Consider the following 16,582-nt stretch of genomic DNA (forward strand, 5'->3'; position numbering starts at 1 on the left):
GCGGCGCCTCGGCCGGGGCCCCTACACATCGAGGTCCACCACGACCGGCGCATGGTCCGACGCCCCCTTGCCCTTGCGCTCCTCACGGTCCACATAGGAGTCGGTGACCGCCTTGGAGAACGTCTCGTTGCCGTAGACCAGGTCGATGCGCATACCGCGGTTCTTGGGGAAGCCGAGCTGACGGTAGTCCCAGTACGTGAACGGGTGGTCGTACTTGAGGGGGCGCGGGACCACGTCCGACAGGCCTGCCTCGCGCAGCGCGGTGAGGGCGGCGCGCTCGGCGGGGGTGACATGGGTGGCACCGTCGAAGAGGGAGATGTCCCAGACGTCGTCGTCCGTCGGCGCCACGTTGTAGTCACCCAGCACGGCGAACGGCCGGCTGCCCGCCGCGTCGCCCGCGACCGCGGCCCTGAGGGCCTCGAACCACTGGAGTTTGTACGCGTAGTGCGGGTGGTCCACCTCGCGTCCGTTGGGCACGTACACCGACCAGACGCGGAGCGGGCCGCAGGTCGCGGAGACGGCCCGGGGCTCCTCGACGCCCTCGTAACCGGGGTCGCCGGGCAGCCCCTTGACCACGTCGTCGAGGCCGACGCGGGAGATCACCGCCACGCCGTTCCACCGCCCGGTCGCGTGCACCGCCGTCTCGTAACCCAGCTCGCGCAGCTCGTCGACGGGGAACTGCTCGGCGGCGACCTTGGCCTCCTGGAGGCACAGCACATCCGTGCCGCTGCTCTCCAGCCAGGCCAGCAGCCTCGGCAGGCGGGCGGTGATCGAGTTCACGTTCCAGGTCGCGATGCGCATGCTTCACAACCTACCGGGCGGGTACGACAACGGGTCGCCGTGGCCGTACCCCGCGTCCGTCCGTGCCGGTGCTCAGATCTCCGCCGACGCTCCCGGCGTGAGCCGCAGGTGCTCGGAGCCGCCCAGGGTGCCGATCTGGTGGTCGTAGATCGGGCGGGCGAGGTCCGTCAGAAGGGCGTCGTGGATGTCGTACGCGCGCTGCGGCTTGACCTCGCGGACGTAGTCGATGACCTCGGAGATCTTGTTCCAGGGGGCCATGACCGGGAGCATCAGCGTCTCGACCGGGTGGTCGGGGACGGTGAGGGCGTCGCCCGGGTGGAAGACACGGCCGCCGTCGACGAGGTAGCCGACGTTGGTGATGCGCGGGATGTCCGGGTGGATCACGGCGTGCAGTTCGCCGTGCACCTGGACGTCGAAGCCCGCGGCGGTGAACGTGTCGCCGTGGCCGACGGTGTGCACACGGCCGGGGAAGGCGGCGGAGATCTGCTCCGCGACCGACTTCAGGGTCCAGATCTCGGCGCCCGGGTTGGACTCCAGGCCCGCCCGCAGCCGCTCCTCGTTGAAGTGGTCGAGATGCTCGTGCGTGACCAGGATCGCGTCCGCGCCGACGGCCGCGTCCTCCTCGCTGAAGGTGCCCGGATCGATGACGAGGGTGCGTCCGTCCTTCTCCAGGCGGATGCAGGCGTGCGACTTCTTCGTGAGCTTCATGGGTCCATCCTGCCCTCGCCGGGGCCGCGGAGGGCTGCTGAGACTGGTGCTCCCACTGCCAGGATGATGATCACTCCTGGGGCGTGGTCTCCTCCCGGATGACCGCCTGCGCCACCTTGAAGGCGCTGTTCGCGGCCGGCACACCGCAGTAGACGGCGGCCTGCAGGAGCACCTCCTTGATCTCGACCGGGGTGAGGCCGTTGCGCAGGGCTGCGCGGGTGTGGAAGGCGAGCTCGTCGAGGTGGCCGCCCGCGACCAGCGCGGTGAGCGTGACACAGCTGCGCGCCCGGCGGTCGAGGCCGGGCCGGTCCCAGATCTCGCCCCACGCGTACCGGGTGATGAACTCCTGGAAGTCCCCGGAGAAGGCGTCCGCCGAGGCCAGCGCCCGTTCCACGTGCGCGTCGCCGAGCACCTCCCGGCGGACCTTGAGCCCCGCGTCGTACGGGTCGGGCCTGCCCAGGCCCTCGGGCCGCGCCGCGGCCGGGGCGATCTCGGCGACCGGAGCGACCGTCGGGGGCGCCGCGAGGACCGGCTTGACCGGGGTCGCCGGGATGGCCATCTGACCGGTGGTCGAGTCGTACGCGGGCTGCCAGGCCGTGGAGAAGTGCCGTACCAGCAGGTCGGTGACGGCGGTGGGCTGCTCCACGGGGACCAGGTGCGAGGCGCCGGGGACGACCGCGAGCCGGGCGTCCGGTATTCCGGCCACCAGCGTGCGGGCCTCGGCCGGCCCGGTGACCTGGTCGTCGGAGCCGACGAGGACGAGGGTGGGGACACCGATCCGGCTCAGTTCGGCGCGTACGTCGAAGGCGGCGAGCGCCTCACAGGCGGCGATGTAGCAGCCGGGGTCGGTGGTGCGCACCATCTGCACGGCCCACTCGGTGATCGCGGGCTGCGCGGCGGCGAACCCGCTCGTGAACCAGCGCTCGGGTGAGCTGCGGGCGATCGGGTCCAGCCCGTTGGTCCGTACGATCACACCGCGCTGGCGGAACTCGTCGGCCGAGCCGAAGCGGGGCGAGGAGGCGATCACCGCGAGTGAGGCGATCCGCTCCGGGTGGCGCAGCGCCAGCTCGATCCCGATGGCCCCGCCGAACGCGCAGCCCGCGTATCCGAAGCGCTGCACGCCCAGCCCGTCGAGCGTGGCGAGCAGCCGGGCCGCGAGTTCGGTGACCGAACCCGAGGGGTAGGCGGGGGCGCCGCCGTGGCCCGGCAGGTCGAACCGGAAGATCCGCCAGTTCTTCGAAAGCTCCGGGATCTGCCGGTCCCACATGTGCCATGTGGTACCGAGGGACGGTCCCAAGATCAGGACCGGGGCGTGTTCTGGCCCGTCAAAGCGGTATTGCAGGGTTTCGGCGTTCGTGTCACTCACCCGCTCACGCTCCCACATCTCACGATTTCTCACGGGAGGGGGTCGCTACGCTCGCCAAACCTCCCCAGGCTTCCGCCGCCGGACGCAGATCCTCCACGTCCGGTTTCACCTACCACTTCTTGGTCGTCCCACCTTGGTGTGCCCCGCCCACCGGGCCGGGATGTGATCCGGGACACCGCTGTCCGCGAAGCACGTCAAGCACGACGCGCATGCATCGTATAAAAGGACCCTGAGAGAGCCGTTCCCATCCAGGGTCTTGTACGCCCTCACGCACAACTTCGACCATTCAGTGCGGCGCCGAGTTCATTCACGATCACATACCCGCTGCCGCTGTACGCCTCCCTCCGCGGGAGCCTCCCGGCGGGTCCTCTGACCCTGACCACCGCGAGTTCGCCACCCGAGGTCAGCGCCAGCACGACCGACACCCCGGCGGCCAGCACCATGAGGACACCCGCCTCCTGGATATCGCAGGCCTCGGCCGTTGCTGCAGTATATATAGACTTTCTATATAGAGAAGTGATATAAATGGTGGTATGGATGAGACACCTGAAGGGAGCCCCCAGGAGGTGGCCGCGGCTCTGGACGAGCTGGCCACCGGGATGGTCGGCCATCTCATGTCGGACCGGCAGGGCATGAGTCTGACCACGGTCGCGACGCTGGGCAGGCTGGAGCGCGAGGGTCCGATCCGGATGACCGCGCTGGCGGCGGCGGAGGGCATCGCCCAACCGTCGATGACCGTCTTGGTCCAGCGGCTGGAAGCCCAGGGCCTGGCAACGCGAGTGAGTGATCCCGAAGACGGACGGGTCCGCCTCGTCGCCCTCATGGATGCCGGGCGCGAGCTGCTGGCCGAGCGCCGCCGGGCGAGGGATGCCCGGGTGGCCGACCTGCTGGCCGCGTTGTCCGAGCAGGAGGTGCGGGCGCTGGGCGAGGCCGTGCACACGGCCCTGCCCATCGTCCGGCGCATGCTCCGGGCGGCTCCGCGACCCCGCACCAGCGACGGCGGATCGGCTGTCTGACCCCCCGGGTCCGCTCTTCGATGTCTCCTCCCGCATCGGACTTCCGGAAAGGGCGGAGAACCATGAGCACCATCTCGACACCCGGCACCGACGCGCCGTCGACGGAGGTACCGGACTACCCCATGACCCGAGCGGCCGGCTGCCCGTTCGACCCGCGCCCTGCACACCCTGCAGACCGAAGCCCCGATCAGCCGGGTCCGGCTGTGGAACGGCAGCACCCCGTGGCTGGTCACCCGCTACGAGGACCAGCGGGCGCTGCTGGCCGATCCGCGGATCAGCGCGGACAGCACTCGCCCGCACTACCCGTATCGGGGCGCGGGCGACAAGGAGCGCCGGAGGCAGTCGCGGAGCTTCGTCGCCATGGATGATCCGGAGCACGCCCGGCTGCGCCGGATGGCCACCGCGGCCTTCTCCATCAAGCACGTGGAGGCGCTGCGGCCGGCCATCCAGAAGATCGTCGACGACCTGATCGACGCCATGCTCGCCGGGCCGAAGCCGGTGGACCTGGTCCAGGCGTTCGCGTTGCCGGTGCCCTCGCTGGTGATCTGCGAGCTGCTCGGCGTCCCGTACACCGACCACGCCTTCTTCCAGGCGAACAGCAAGGTGCTGACCAAACGCACCACCACGCCGGAGCAGGGGCGGGCGGCCACCCGGCGGCTGCTCGACTACCTGGACCGGCTGATCGGCGACAAGCTCGCCCACCCGGCGGACGACCTGTTCTCCACGCTGGCCGCGCGGGTCGGGGCCGGTGAGCTCTCCCGCGGTGAAGCGGCCGACATAGGACTCCTGCTGCTGGTCGCCGGACACGAGACCACCGCGAACATGATCGCGCTGGGCACCCTGGCCCTGCTGCAGCATCCCGACCAGTTGGCCCGGCTGCGCGCGAGCGACGACCCGAAGGTGGTCGCCTCGGCGGTCGAGGAACTCCTGCGCTACCTGAACATCGCGCACAGCGGACGGCGCCGCGTGGCCCTGGAGGACATCGAGATCGGCGGGGTGACCATCCGCGCCGGCGACGGCGTCGTCATGGCCAACGACATCGGCAACCGCGATCCCGCCGCCTTCCGCGACCCCGACCTGCTCGACGTCGGCCGCAACCCCCGCCATCACGTGGCCTTCGGCTTCGGCGTGCACCAGTGCCTGGGCCAGCCGCTGGCCCGGGTCGAGCTGCAGGTCGTCTACAGCACCCTCTACCGCCGCATCCCGACCCTGCGGCCGGCGGTGGACCTCGACGAGATCCCGTTCAAGCACGACGGGCTCGTCCACGGCGTCTACGAGCTGCCCGTCACCTGGTGACCGCGGCCAAGGACCACGCGGGAACGGAGAATCCGATGAAGGTAGATCCGATGAAGGTAGATCCGATGAAGGTAATCGTCGACCAGAACAGGTGTGTCGCCTCCGGCCAGTGCGTGCTGGCCGTACCGGAGGTGTTCGACCAGCGCGAGGAGGACGGCATCGTCGTCCTCCTCGCCGAGAACCCGCCCGAGGACCTGGCGGACGACGTCCGGCAGGCCGCCGTCCTCTGCCCGGCCCGGGCGATCTGGGTGGAAGGACACGAGAAGCACGTGAAACAGGACAAGCAAGGGGACAAGAGGTGAAGCGGGTCGTCGTCGTCGGAGCCTCGGCCGCGGGCCTGACCGCGGCCGAGACCCTCCGCCGCCGAGGCTGGGACGGCGACCTCACCCTGATCGGCGAGGAGCCGCGTCCGCCGTACGACCGGCCGCCGCTGTCCAAGCAGATCCTCACCGGCGCCTGGGAGCCCGAACGGGCCACCCTGCGCCTCCCGCGGGACCTGGCGCGACTGGAGGCCGACCTGAGGCTCGGACAGCGTGCCACCGCCCTCGACCTGGCGGGCCGCCAGGTGCGCCTGGACAACGGCGAGAGCATCGGCTTCGACGGTCTGATCATCGCCACCGGTGTGACCCCCCGGCACCTTCCCGACAGCGATCTGGCCGGGGTCCACGTCCTGCGCACGCTCGACGACGCTCTCGCCCTGCGCGCCGCACTGCTCACCGGAACCCGGGTGGCCGTGGTCGGCGCCGGATTCCTGGGCACCGAGGTCGCCGCGGCGGCCCGGACCATGGGCCTGGAGGTGACCGTGGTCGAGCCGGAGGCCGTCCCGGTGCGTCGCCCGTTCGGCGACCGCATCGGCGCGCTCCTCGCCGACCTGCACCGCGACCACGGCACGCGCCTGCGCTGCGGGACACCGGTACGCCGCCTGCGCGGTACCGGCGGCCGGGTGACCGGGGTGGAACTCGGTGACGGCACCACGCTGCCGGCCGACGTCGTCGTCCTGGCCCTCGGATCCGCCCCCGCGACCGGCTGGCTGACCGGCTCGGGCCTGCGCCTGGGGAACGGAGTGGAGTGCGACGCGCTGTGCCGGGCCGCACCCGGTGTCTACGCCGCCGGCGACGTCGCCTCCTGGCACAACCCGCACTTCGGCACCCGCATGCGACTGGAACACCGGATGAACGCCACCGAACAGGCCACGGCCGCGGTCGGCAACCTGCTCGGTGATGCCACCCCGTTCACTCCCGTGCCCTACTTCTGGACCGACCAGTACGACACCAGGATCCAGGCGTACGGCGTCTTCCCACCCGACGCGGACCTGCGGATCGTCCAAGGCGACCCGGCCGAGGGCCACTTCGCCGCCGTGTACGGCCACCACGGGAGGGTGGTCGGCGTACTCGGCTGGAACACCCCCCGCCGGGTACGGACACTGCGTCGCCTGGTCGTCGGACGCGCGCCCTCGGACACCGAGGTCATGCCTTCAGTGCCACGCCCCCGTACATGGCGACGTCCGAGTCCTTGACGTCTCCCTCGGTGCCGGGGAGGGGCCGCCATTGGTGCACAAGTGTCACTCCCGGCTCGACCAGTCGCAGGCCGTCGAAGAAAGGCTGGACTTCGGCCCTGGTGCGGTTTCGGGCGGGCATGCCGCGTTTGGTGTACTCGGCGACCACGGTGCCGATCGGCTTCGGGCTGGAATCGGTGGTGACCGTGGACATCGCCAGGAAGCTACCGGGCGCCAACAGCTCCAGGTACCGGTTGACCAGGTCGTATGCCTTGTGGTCGTCGAGGACGAACTGCAGTACCGCGATGATCGACAGCGCGACCGGTCGGTCGAGGTCGAGGGTCTCGGTCAGCTCCGGTGCGCGCAGGATCGCATCCGGGTCGTGCATGTCGGCGTGGATATAGGCGATGCGGCCGTCAGGGGTGCCGGTAAGCCGTGCTCCGGCGTGCGCGAGGACGATGGGATCGTTGTCGACATAGACGACTCGGGCGTCCGGAATGACCCCCTGAGCAACCTCGTGAAGATTCGGGGAGGTGGGAATTCCGGTGCCGATGTCCAGGAACTGGTCGATTCCCTGCTCGGCCAGGTAACGCACGGCCCGGTGCATGAACTTACGGTTTTCACGCATGGATATCTGCAGGCTGGGCCAGCCGGTGAGCATCTGCTCCGCCGCTGCGCGGTCCGGGGGATAGTTGTCCTTTCCGCCCAGTATGTAGTCGTAGACCCGCGCCGAGTGCGGAACGCTCGTATCGATCTGCGGGGGTTCATACCCCAGAGGTCGATTTGTCCAGGTCGTATCGTCGGGCACTCGCGTACTCCTCTTGATTGCCTGCGCCGTGATTGCCTGCGGCAGAACGCTGCGTATGGTGCGGACGAAGTCGCCCCATGGCGCTTCGCCAACGATTCCTGTGCCGAGACCCGAGCGTCGTCAGGAGGCCAACAGGCCGACCTGCCCCGCCTCCCAGCCCTGGGCGAAGACATCGAGCTCAACCTGCGTGAAGATCAGCGCCGGCCCTTCCGGATCGGTGGACTGACGGACTGCAAAACGGCCGTCGGACAGTTTCCTGACTTCGACGCAGGCGCCGCCGTTGCTTCCGCTCCACGGCATGTGCCAGCCTTCCGTCCCCAGTTCCTGAACAGCATTGTGTATGCGATTCACGGGACTACAGCTCCTTGCGAATATTACCGAGGAATTCCCCGGTACGTTGTACTGGTAGGGCCTGCGCGCACATCCGGTCCAGGGCCGCCTGATAATTCGTCACATCGTCGTACTCGTCGAGATATACCGCGCCGACGAGATTCTCGATGTATGCGATGTCCGAGATTTCCTCGTGCGGGAACCGGAAGATGTGGAACGGCCCGTACATGCCCTCGTGCGCGCACAGCGCGAACGGCATGATCTGAAGTTTGATGTGCGACAGCTCGCTCGCCTCGATGAGGCGGTCGATCTGCATCCGCATGACATCGGGCGAAACCATGGGGCGGCGCAGCACCGTTTCATCCATCACCACCCACAGTTCGGGCGGTTGGGGCCCGCTGAGCAGTTTCTGGCGCTCCATACGGACGACGACTCTTCGCTCGGCCTCCTCGTCCGCACCGTGGAGGCCGGCCCGCAGGACGGTCCGCGCGTAGGCCTCGGTCTGGAGCAGTCCGGGGACGTAGTGCGGTTCGTAGACCCGGATGAGACTCGCCTCTTCCTCCAGGCTCACATAAGCGCTGAACCAGGCGGGCATGGCGTCCCGGTGGCGGTGCCACCATCCCGGCTGGTTGGCCTCCTTCGCCAGGGCGAGGAAGGTCCTGGCCTCGTCCGCGGGGACTCCGTACACCCCCAGCAGCGTCTGGATGTACGGGAGCTTCCATTTGCCCTTGGCGAGTTCCATCCGGCGGATCGTCAGGGGATTGACGTCGAGTACGACCGCGGCCTCGTCGAACGACATCCCGGCGCTTTTCCGCAGATCGCGCAACCGCCTGCCCAGGACCATCAGTCGGACGGTCGAGGCGCCGGCCGCGGACTGAGCTGGGGTCACATCCCGCCTCCTTGCACAGCATCCATAGGAGCAGTGTGCCACTCCCTGGTGATATCGACTTCCTGGCCATGTCTCCGTGAAATTATCACGGAGCATCTTGCTTCGTGACCATGACGCCGACCATAGTGGCCTGGTGACCGTGTTCGCTCAAGCGCGGCAGCCTGCCGCCGCGCAGACCTGGGCACCGGGTCTCTCCGCGAAGTCCCCCATCGGACGTCCCCTGTGCGGCGCCGACGTGTGCCGCTGCCGCAGGGCCTCGGCCCGGGAGGCGTCCGCGCTTGTGGGGTTCAGCCCCTGGACGGGACACATGCGGCACTCACCCCCCATCATGAGGAATCCGTGACCATCACCGATACGACTTGCCAACGCGCTCCCTCCCCCGCGGACTTGACCTTCGAACTCGCGGCGCACGGAGCCTCCGTAGGTGAGGCTCGGCGCCACGTCCGTGCCCACCTCCGACGTCAGGGTTGCTGCGACGACACGTGCGAGACCGCGGTCCTGCTGGTCAGCGAACTGGTGACCAACGCGGTACGGCACGCACGAAGTCCCCTGGTGAAGTGCTCCGTCGGACTGGAGGCGGACGAGGTCCGTATCGAGGTGGAGGACCAGGGCGAGGGCGGCACCCCCGTCGCGCCGGTCCAGGCTGCCGCCGATGACATGCACGGGCGAGGCCTGTACCTGGTAGCGGCACTCTCGCAGGAGTGGGGGGTCCGGGAACGGGACGGCGGTCCCGGCTGCGTGGTGTGGGCGCTCGTCTCCGCCGTCGAATGAGGACGCCGAAGGCGGCGGACGGGGCTCGCGTGCGTGGTCAGGCTGTCTCCGGCCGCCGGCACCGGGCGACCGGCGGCTCCGCCCACGCGGGGCGCATCAGAGCTCGCCGGGGGCACCGAGGCCTGTGAGGGTGCCCACCGGGTCGAGGTCGGGGGTGCCCCGGGGCCACCAGTCGTCCTGACCCGGTTCCGATTCATAGGCGTACCAGAGGCCGTCGTGGCCCAGGCGGAGCTGGGCATGGCCGCGCGGGTGGGTGAGGTGATTGCGCCAGGGGCGGAAGGCCGGCAGGTCGGCGGCGAGCAGGAGAGGACGGGCGCGGTCGAAACGACCCGCCGGCGGGTCCCAGGGCTCCTCCAGGACCGTGAGCCCTTCGAGTCCGCCCTGCCGCCAGGCGGCGACCGCGCGCGCCAGGTCCGCGGGGGTACGGCCGGCGGCGGAGGCCAGCGAGGAGTAGAGGGCGCGGGTGGCGGCGGTGAGGCCGGAACCGGGACGGACAGCGGCGAGCCGCACCGCGTCCTGCCAGAGCGTCAGCTCGGCGACCGGGTCGCGGCCCGTGGTCAGCAACGCGTGCGCGCGGGCCGCCGCGTCCGTGGCCAGCTGGTCCAGCGCGAACGGGTCCGGGCCGCCCGGCGCACCCGGATAGGTCGGCGGCTGCTCGGGATGCGCGGGAACGGGCAGCGGCGCGGGGAGCGGCGGCAGCGCCCGGCGCCCGAGCGCGTCACCGGCCCGTACGCCGGGCAGCGGCGCCGGCGGCTGTTCCTGGGCTGCCCGGGCCGCACGGGTGGCGTTGCGGCGGGAGAGCGCGTCGAGCAGCTCGCGCTCGCCCCGGCCGCGCAGCAGGAGCAGCACGAAGGGGTCCTCGTCCAGCAGGCGTGCCGTCTGGTAGCAGAGGGCGGCCGCGTGTTTGCAGGGGTGGCCGAAGTCGGGACAGCTGCACTGCGGTACGAGGTCGCCGGGGCCGGGGAGCAGGTCGACCCCGCAGTCCGCGAGCGACTTGGGCATCTCCTTGTCGAGCAGGGCCGCGATGTGTCCGGGACGCTCGGCTGCCGCGTCCAGGAAACGGTCCCAGTCGCCGTCGTCCAGCGTCCGCAGCCTGACCTGTACGCGATACGGCCGCGGGCGGCTCCCGTGCACATAGGCCAGCACCAGCCCCGGCGTGACCGTGATGGCGTCCACGCGCCCCGTGTCGGCGTACGCCTGTCCGCGCGCCAGCCGCGCCGCGTCCAGGGCCCCCTCCTTCAGGGCGCTCAGCCAGGCGTTGCCCCACCAGGTGTCCGCGAAGGTGTCCGCGTGCGAAGCGCGGGCGGGGAGGGCTTCGAAGGTGCGGCGCAGTTCGCCGTCGCGCCGTGGGGATCCCATGGAACGCGGCACGCCACCGGGCGGCGGAAGTGTGCTCGGTTCCCCGAGCCGGGGCTGCGCCGGATACGGGTCAAGGGGTGCCCCGGGTGTGCGCCGGGTCCGGGCGGGAGGCGAGTCCGAGGGCGCCGGGGGTGACGCCGCGTCCGGGTGCGCCTCCCGGGGGCTTCCGCTCCCGGCGCCGACGTCGACGTCGACGTCGGTGCCGGTGCCGGTGCCGGTGCCGGTGCCGGTGCCAATGAGGGTGTCTGTGTCATTGCCGGTGGCGGTCGTGTCGCGCGGCGTCGCGGTGTCGGGCAGCGCGAAGGCACCGGCGAGCAGGTCCCGTACGTCACGGGCCGCGGTTCCCCGGTCACGGCTCCGGGGGTCCCGCCCCGCCCGGGAACCGGTCTGCGCGGGCGCGGGGTCGGCGGATCCGTGTGCGGCGTCGGGCGACCGGCGTACGGACTCGACCCCTCGGGTCTCGGCGGCCGTCCGTGCCCGCCTGGCTTCCGTGCGCGCGGCACGCAGCGCCTCGCGGGCGATGTCACCGGGGCGCGTGTCGGCCGCGGTCCCCTCGACGGGATCGGCCGTGCCGGTCGCCCCTGCCGGATCCGGCGGCCGTACGGCTCCGGATTCGACGGCCGCGTCGGCCTGCGGATCCGGCACGGCTTCGACAGCGCCCTGGGCGCGCTCGTCCGAGGCGCTCCCCCTTGTGGCGGCGCGGCGCAAGGCCTCCCGTGCCGCGTCGCCCGGTCGGGCCCCGGGGGAGGCGGCCCTCCTGGGCGGCGAAGCCGGCTCGTCCTCGGTGGCGGCACTCCGCGGGTCGCGCTCCCGCGCGGCTCTCAGCGCGCGGCGCGCCTCGTCGGCGGGACGCGCCTCGTCGGCGGAGCGCGCTCCGCCCGCCGGAGGCGACGGCTCGGCGTCCGGCGCGTCCGGGCTCCCCGTCACCGGCCGTGTCTCCTCGTCGGGACCGCTCATGTCGACCTCCGCAGGGACACCAGGTCGGACAGCTCGCGGTCGGTCAGTTCGGTCAGGGAGGCCTCGCCGGAGCCGAGGATGGCGTCGGCGAGCGCCCGCTTCGCTTCGAGCATCTCGGCGATGCGGTCCTCCACCGTGCCCTCGGTGATGAGGCGGTGGACCTGGACCGGCTGGGTCTGGCCGATGCGGTAGGCGCGGTCGGTGGCCTGTTCCTCGACGGCCGGGTTCCACCAGCGGTCGAAGTGGACGACGTGGCCCGCCCTGGTGAGGTTCAGGCCGGTGCCCGCGGCCTTGAGGGACAGCACCAGGATCGGGGTCGCCCCGCTCTGGAAGCGGTCCACCATGTGTTCGCGCTCGGCGACCGGGGTGCCGCCGTGCAGCAGCTCCACCGGGACGGCACGCGCGGCGAGGTGGGCGGTGATCAGGCGGGCCATCCCCACGTACTGGGTGAAGACCAGGGCCGAGCCGTCCTCGGCCAGCAGCGTGTCCAACAGCTCGTCGAGCAGGGCGAGTTTGCCGGAGCGGGCGGAGGGGCCGTGGGCGGCCGCGCGGGCGTCCTCCTTCAGGAACAGCGCCGGGTGGTTGCAGATCTGCTTGAGGGAGGTGAGGAGTTTCAGGACCAGGCCGCGGCGCGCGATGCCCTCCGCGGTCTCGATCGTGAGCATCGACTCGCGGACCACGGCCTCGTAGAGGGAGGCCTGTTCGCGGGTCAGCGGGACCGGGTGGTCGGTCTCCGTCTTGGGCGGGAGTTCGGGGACGATCCCGGGGTCGGACTTCTTTCGGCGGAGCAGGAAGGGGCGGATCAGCCGGGCCAGACGGGCGACCGCCTCGTCGTCCTCGCCGTTCTCCACCGCGCGCGCGTGGCGGGCGCGGAAGGATTTGAGGGGGCCGAGCAGACCGGGGGTCGTCCAGTCCAGCAGGGCCCACAGTTCGGAGAGGTTGTTCTCCACGGGGGTTCCGGTGAGGGCCACGCGCGCGGGGGACGGGATGGTGCGCAGGGCCTTCGCGGTCGCCGAGTAGGGGTTCTTGACGTGCTGGGCCTCGTCGGCGACGACCATGCCCCAGGTCTGCTGGGCGAGGCGTGGCGCGGCCGAGCGCATCGTGCCGTAGGTGGTGAGGACGAAGCCGCCGTCGAGGTCCTCCAGGGTGCGGTCGGGGCCGTGGAAGCGGCGGACGGGGACGCCGGGCGCGAACCGGGTGATCTCCCGCTGCCAGTTGCCCAGCAGCGAGGCCGGGCAGACGACGAGGGTGGGTTCCCCGCGATCCCGGCGCAGATGCAGGGCAATGAGGGTGATGGTCTTGCCCAGGCCCATGTCGTCGGCGAGGCAGCCGCCGAGGCCGAGGGAGGTCATGAGGTCCAGCCAGGCGAGGCCTCGCAGTTGGTAGTCCCGCAGGCGGGCCTGGAGGCCCGGTGGCGGCTCGACGGGGGTGATCCCGGCCGTGAGGCGGTCGCGAAGGGCGGCGAGGGCGCCGACCGGCACCGCCTCGACCGTCTCGCCGTCGACCTCCGCGGTGCCGGTGAGCGATACGGACAGCGCGTCGACCGGGTCGAGCAGGCCCAGTTCCCGCTTGCGGGCCTTGCGGACGAGGGCGGGGTCGACGAGCACCCACTGGTCGCGCAGCCGGACGACCGGGCGGTGGGCCTCGGCAAGAGTGTCCATCTCGGCCTCGGTGAGCGGATCGCCGCCGAGGGCCAGCTGCCAGCGGAACTGGAGGAGTTCCTCACTCTCGAAGAATCCGGTGCCGTCCGTGGCGGAGCCGGGCGCGGGGCGCACCACCGCGGCGGCGCTCAGGTCGTGGGCGAGGTCGCGGGGCCAGTGCACGGCGACCCCGGCGCCGCCGAGGCGGGTCGCGGCGATGCCGAGCAGGTCGGTGAGCTCCTCTTCGGAGAGTGCGAGGACGTCGGGCACGTCCTGTTCGGACAGGCGGTCCAGGGGCGGCCAGACGCGGGCCGCGCGGCGCACGGCGAGCGCGGCGTCCACGCGCGCGCGGGGCCCGAAGGTGGCGTCGGCAGTGCCCGACCACAGGGCCGCGGCGTCGACGACGAGGGTGGGGTCGGCGAGGCTGTGCACCTGGACGACGGCGGCGCCCGCGCGATGCGCGCCCTCGCCGTCGTCGAAGAGCTGGTATGCGGACAGGTCCAGGCGCAGCGAGATCCGTACGCCCGCGTCCATGCCGGCGGCGACCTCGGCGGCCCAGTCGTGGGCTCCGGGCAGCCGCTGCGGCTCCCTGGCGGCGAAGGGTTTCCCGGAGGTGTGGGGAGCGGCGGGGGTGCGGGGCAGGGTGTCGGCGACCGCGTCCAGGAAGGAGCGCATCAGCGCTTCCGGGTCGGGCAGCCGGAGGGGGCCCTTGCCGGGGAGCGGGACGGCATGCCCTTCGTACGGGAGGGCGGCGGCCACGGCCCGGAGGTGGGCGATGTCGTCCGGGTCCAGCGGGCCCGCGCGCCAGGCGTCGTGCCCCCCGGGGGTGAGCCCCGGGAGCAGCCGGCCTCGCGCGACGAGCCGCAGCGCGTGCAGCGCGGCCGCGCCCCAGCAGGCCGTGGCCGGATGCGCCGCGCGGTCGCGGCGGGCCCCGGCGAGCAGCGGCAGGGCCTCGGCGATCGGGAGGGTCAGCGCGGGGACGGTGCCCCGGCGCGCTCCGGAACCGTGCTGTCGTACCACCGTCAGCTCGGTCGGCTCGGCGGACGACGCGCTCTCGGTGCCGTCGCCGGACGACAGCGGGCCGCCGTCCGGGTCCCAGAAGGCGACGCACCCCTCGCGCGGCAGGGGTGCGGGCAGGAAAACGGCGGCAAGCCGTACCGGCACGGCCCCGTCGATGCTCACGGCTCCCTCGCCCATACGCCCGGTCACCTCCCGCCCTTCGGTCGAATCAGTTGTCTTCGACTCTACGGGCGGGGTCTGACAACCGGTCCCGGCGGCGGTGCCGGTGCGGCACGAGTACGGCGCCGGTGCCGTCGTCAGGGGATCGTGCGGGAGACGACGTAGACCATGGCGTGCCCGGGCCGGGGCCAGTTCACGACGATGTCCTGGGTGGGCGCCGGATCCTTCTGGTCGTGCACGAGGCCCCACCACGTACCGGGGGCCGTGAACTCCCAGCCGACCACCTTCTGGTCGCGGGAGCCGATGGTGATGTCGTTCTTGCGCAGGGTGTCCCGGGTGGTGCCGACGCCCGCGAGGAACTTCTCCAGGCCCGGACCGTCGGTGCCGAACTGGACGTACAGGCGGCTGGTCTTCCAGTTGTTCGTCTCGTAGTAGGCGACGGCGGTGGATTTCTGCGGGATCGGCACCTGGTACAGACGGCGCTGGACGCGCGACGGCCAGCCCGCGGTGAGGCCGGTCGCCGAGTACTTCTCCTCCTTCTGCTTTCCGCTGTCGCGGCTCTGGTTGGCGGAGATCACCAGATAGCCGGCCGGGACTCCGATGAGCAGCCCGATGATCAGCAGCGTCAGGGCACGCCGACGGAACTTGCGGCGCGGGTCCTCCGGCGGCCGCCGGGGCTCGTCCGGCGGCGCCGCCTGGCGCGGCAGCGAGGCCGTCACGGCGTCCCCTGGGTCGTACGACGGGACTCCGTGAAGCGCTCGTACCGCTCGTAGCGCTCCACGCGGCGGCGCTTGGCACGGCGGAAGCGGCGGGCGACGAGACGGGCGAGGTCGGCGGCGCCGACCATGCCGGCCTCGGGGCCGAGCTGGGCGCGGGCGATGCGGGCCTCGGGGCGGTAGCCGCGGCCGGTCAGATGGCGGCGGAAGGCGTCGCGGGCCGGGCCGATGAGAAGGTCGTCGGCCGCGCTGACGCCACCCCCGATGACGAAGCAGGAGGGGTCGAGGGCCGCCGCCAGGTTGGCGATGCCGACGCCGAGCCACTGGCCGATGTCCTGGAGCAACTCGATGCACATGGCGTCGCCCTCGCGGGCCAGCTCGGTGATCATCGGGCCGGTGATGTCGCCGATGTTGCCCTTGACGTGCTCGATGATCCCGTACGCGACCGGGGAGTCCGCGGCGGCGAGCTCGCGGGCCTCGCGGACCAGCGCGTTGCCGGAGCTGTACTGCTCCCAGCAGCCGCGGTTGCCGCACGCGCAGCGATGGCCGCCGGGGACCACCTGCATATGACCGAACTCGCCCGCGACGCCGAACTTGCCGCGCTTGACCTGGCCGTCCTCCAGGAGTGCGCCGCCGATGCCGGTGCCGAGCGTGATCATGACGAGGTTGTCCTCGCCGCGGCCCGCGCCGAACCGCCACTCGGCCCAGGCGGCGGTGTTGGCGTCGTTGTCCACCAGGACGGGAACGGCGAGCCGTCCGGCGAGCCGGTCCCGCAGGGGCTCGTTGCGCCAGGACAGGTGGGGAGCGAAGAGGATGCGGTTGCGTTCGGCGTCCACCCAGCCGGCCGCGCCGATGCCGACCGCGTGCACATCGTGCCGGTCGGAGAGGTCCAGGACCAGCTCCACGATGGTGTCCTCGACGACCTTGGGGCTCTTGGACTTGTCCGGCGTCTCGGCGCGGAGCTTCTCCAGGATGTTGCCGTCGGCGTCGACGACGCCCGCCATCACCTTCGTGCCGCCGATGTCGATGCCGACCGTGGGGACACGGGGGGCCGTCAGGTGGGAACGGCGTTCACGCGTCCCTACGGTCCGCAGGACAGTGGCCCGCGCGGAGCCGCGGTGTGCGAGGTCGCGGTAGGTGCTCATCGGGCCGATTCTGCCTCACGCTGCCGCGTGGCGCTCCGCCGGGGACTTCTGGGCAGCTTTGGGCCGTCTGTCAGCTGCGGGTCCTGTGGGGCTCGTCGCGACCACA

At 71.7% G+C, this 16,582-nt stretch carries 14 protein-coding genes and 1 pseudogene; 5 read left to right on the top strand and 10 right to left on the bottom strand.

Going from position 1 to position 16,582, the window contains the following annotated elements; translation table 11 throughout:
• Positions 1 to 21: 21 nt before the first annotated feature.
• The 3 genes from RV986_RS10910 to pcaDC all read right to left on the bottom strand — a co-directional run bounded on the left by RV986_RS10910 (position 22) and on the right by pcaDC (position 2,893).
• Positions 22 to 801, bottom strand: a complete 780-nt coding sequence (locus RV986_RS10910; protein WP_475917192.1) for an exodeoxyribonuclease III — start codon at positions 799 to 801, stop codon at positions 22 to 24.
• A gap of 72 nt (positions 802 to 873) precedes the next feature.
• Positions 874 to 1,509 (bottom strand): MBL fold metallo-hydrolase, encoded by a 636-nt coding sequence (locus RV986_RS10915; protein WP_475917193.1) that lies wholly within the window; start codon positions 1,507 to 1,509, stop codon positions 874 to 876.
• A 70-nt stretch (positions 1,510 to 1,579) separates the two neighbouring features.
• The gene (pcaDC, locus tag RV986_RS10920) at positions 1,580 to 2,893 is read right to left on the bottom strand and encodes a bifunctional 3-oxoadipate enol-lactonase/4-carboxymuconolactone decarboxylase PcaDC (protein WP_475917194.1); all 1,314 of its coding nucleotides are present in this window, start codon (positions 2,891 to 2,893) and stop codon (positions 1,580 to 1,582) included.
• Positions 2,894 to 3,408: 515 nt separating this feature from the next.
• On the opposite strand from pcaDC, the gene RV986_RS10925 reads away from it, so the two are divergent.
• The 4 genes and pseudogenes from RV986_RS10925 to RV986_RS10940 all read left to right on the top strand — a co-directional run bounded on the left by RV986_RS10925 (position 3,409) and on the right by RV986_RS10940 (position 6,703).
• Positions 3,409 to 3,891 (top strand): MarR family winged helix-turn-helix transcriptional regulator, encoded by a 483-nt coding sequence (locus tag RV986_RS10925; RefSeq protein ID WP_475917195.1) that lies wholly within the window; start codon positions 3,409 to 3,411, stop codon positions 3,889 to 3,891.
• A 62-nt stretch (positions 3,892 to 3,953) separates the two neighbouring features.
• Positions 3,954 to 5,187: pseudogene (locus tag RV986_RS10930) on the top strand (cytochrome P450).
• Positions 5,188 to 5,252: 65 nt separating this feature from the next.
• Entirely contained in the window at positions 5,253 to 5,489 is a 237-nt protein-coding gene (locus RV986_RS10935; RefSeq protein ID WP_475917196.1) for a ferredoxin, read from the top strand.
• Positions 5,486 to 6,703, top strand: a complete 1,218-nt coding sequence (locus RV986_RS10940; RefSeq protein ID WP_475917197.1) for an NAD(P)/FAD-dependent oxidoreductase — start codon at positions 5,486 to 5,488, stop codon at positions 6,701 to 6,703. The genes RV986_RS10935 and RV986_RS10940 overlap by 4 nt, the downstream gene beginning before the upstream one ends.
• Here the strand turns inward: RV986_RS10940 and RV986_RS10945 are convergent.
• The 3 genes from RV986_RS10945 to RV986_RS10955 all read right to left on the bottom strand — a co-directional run bounded on the left by RV986_RS10945 (position 6,654) and on the right by RV986_RS10955 (position 8,709).
• Positions 6,654 to 7,490 carry an SAM-dependent methyltransferase gene (locus RV986_RS10945; RefSeq protein WP_475917198.1) on the bottom strand — a complete coding sequence of 279 codons (837 nt, stop codon included), beginning with the start codon at positions 7,488 to 7,490 and terminating at the stop codon, positions 6,654 to 6,656. The two genes, RV986_RS10940 and RV986_RS10945, sit on opposite strands and share 50 nt — an antisense overlap.
• Positions 7,491 to 7,610: 120 nt before the next feature.
• Positions 7,611 to 7,841, bottom strand: a complete 231-nt coding sequence (locus tag RV986_RS10950; RefSeq protein ID WP_475917199.1) for a DUF397 domain-containing protein — start codon at positions 7,839 to 7,841, stop codon at positions 7,611 to 7,613.
• Between the two features lie 4 nt (positions 7,842 to 7,845).
• On the bottom strand, positions 7,846 to 8,709 hold the full coding sequence (locus tag RV986_RS10955) for a helix-turn-helix domain-containing protein (RefSeq protein WP_475917200.1): 864 nt from the start codon (positions 8,707 to 8,709) through the stop codon (positions 7,846 to 7,848).
• A gap of 339 nt (positions 8,710 to 9,048) precedes the next feature.
• Between RV986_RS10955 and RV986_RS10960 the strand changes: the two genes are divergently transcribed.
• Positions 9,049 to 9,480, top strand: coding sequence for an ATP-binding protein (locus RV986_RS10960; protein WP_475917201.1), 432 nt, complete (start codon positions 9,049 to 9,051; stop codon positions 9,478 to 9,480).
• Between the two features lie 96 nt (positions 9,481 to 9,576).
• On the opposite strand, the gene RV986_RS10965 is transcribed toward RV986_RS10960, so the two are convergent.
• From RV986_RS10965 to RV986_RS10980, 4 genes are all read right to left on the bottom strand, one after another.
• Positions 9,577 to 11,796: an SWIM zinc finger family protein gene (locus tag RV986_RS10965; protein WP_475917202.1), complete on the bottom strand. Its 2,220-nt coding sequence runs from the start codon at positions 11,794 to 11,796 to the stop codon at positions 9,577 to 9,579.
• Complete coding sequence (locus RV986_RS10970) at positions 11,793 to 14,633, bottom strand: DEAD/DEAH box helicase (RefSeq protein WP_475917203.1); 2,841 nt, start codon at positions 14,631 to 14,633, stop codon at positions 11,793 to 11,795. The genes RV986_RS10965 and RV986_RS10970 overlap by 4 nt, the downstream gene beginning before the upstream one ends.
• A gap of 119 nt (positions 14,634 to 14,752) precedes the next feature.
• Positions 14,753 to 15,334 (bottom strand): sugar kinase, encoded by a 582-nt coding sequence (locus RV986_RS10975; RefSeq protein WP_475917204.1) that lies wholly within the window; start codon positions 15,332 to 15,334, stop codon positions 14,753 to 14,755.
• Complete coding sequence (locus RV986_RS10980) at positions 15,331 to 16,476, bottom strand: ROK family glucokinase (protein WP_475917205.1); 1,146 nt, start codon at positions 16,474 to 16,476, stop codon at positions 15,331 to 15,333. Before RV986_RS10980 ends, RV986_RS10975 begins: the two co-directional genes overlap by 4 nt.
• Between the last annotated feature and the right edge of the window lie 106 nt (positions 16,477 to 16,582).

The organism is Streptomyces sp. RLA012 (assembly GCF_056270325.1).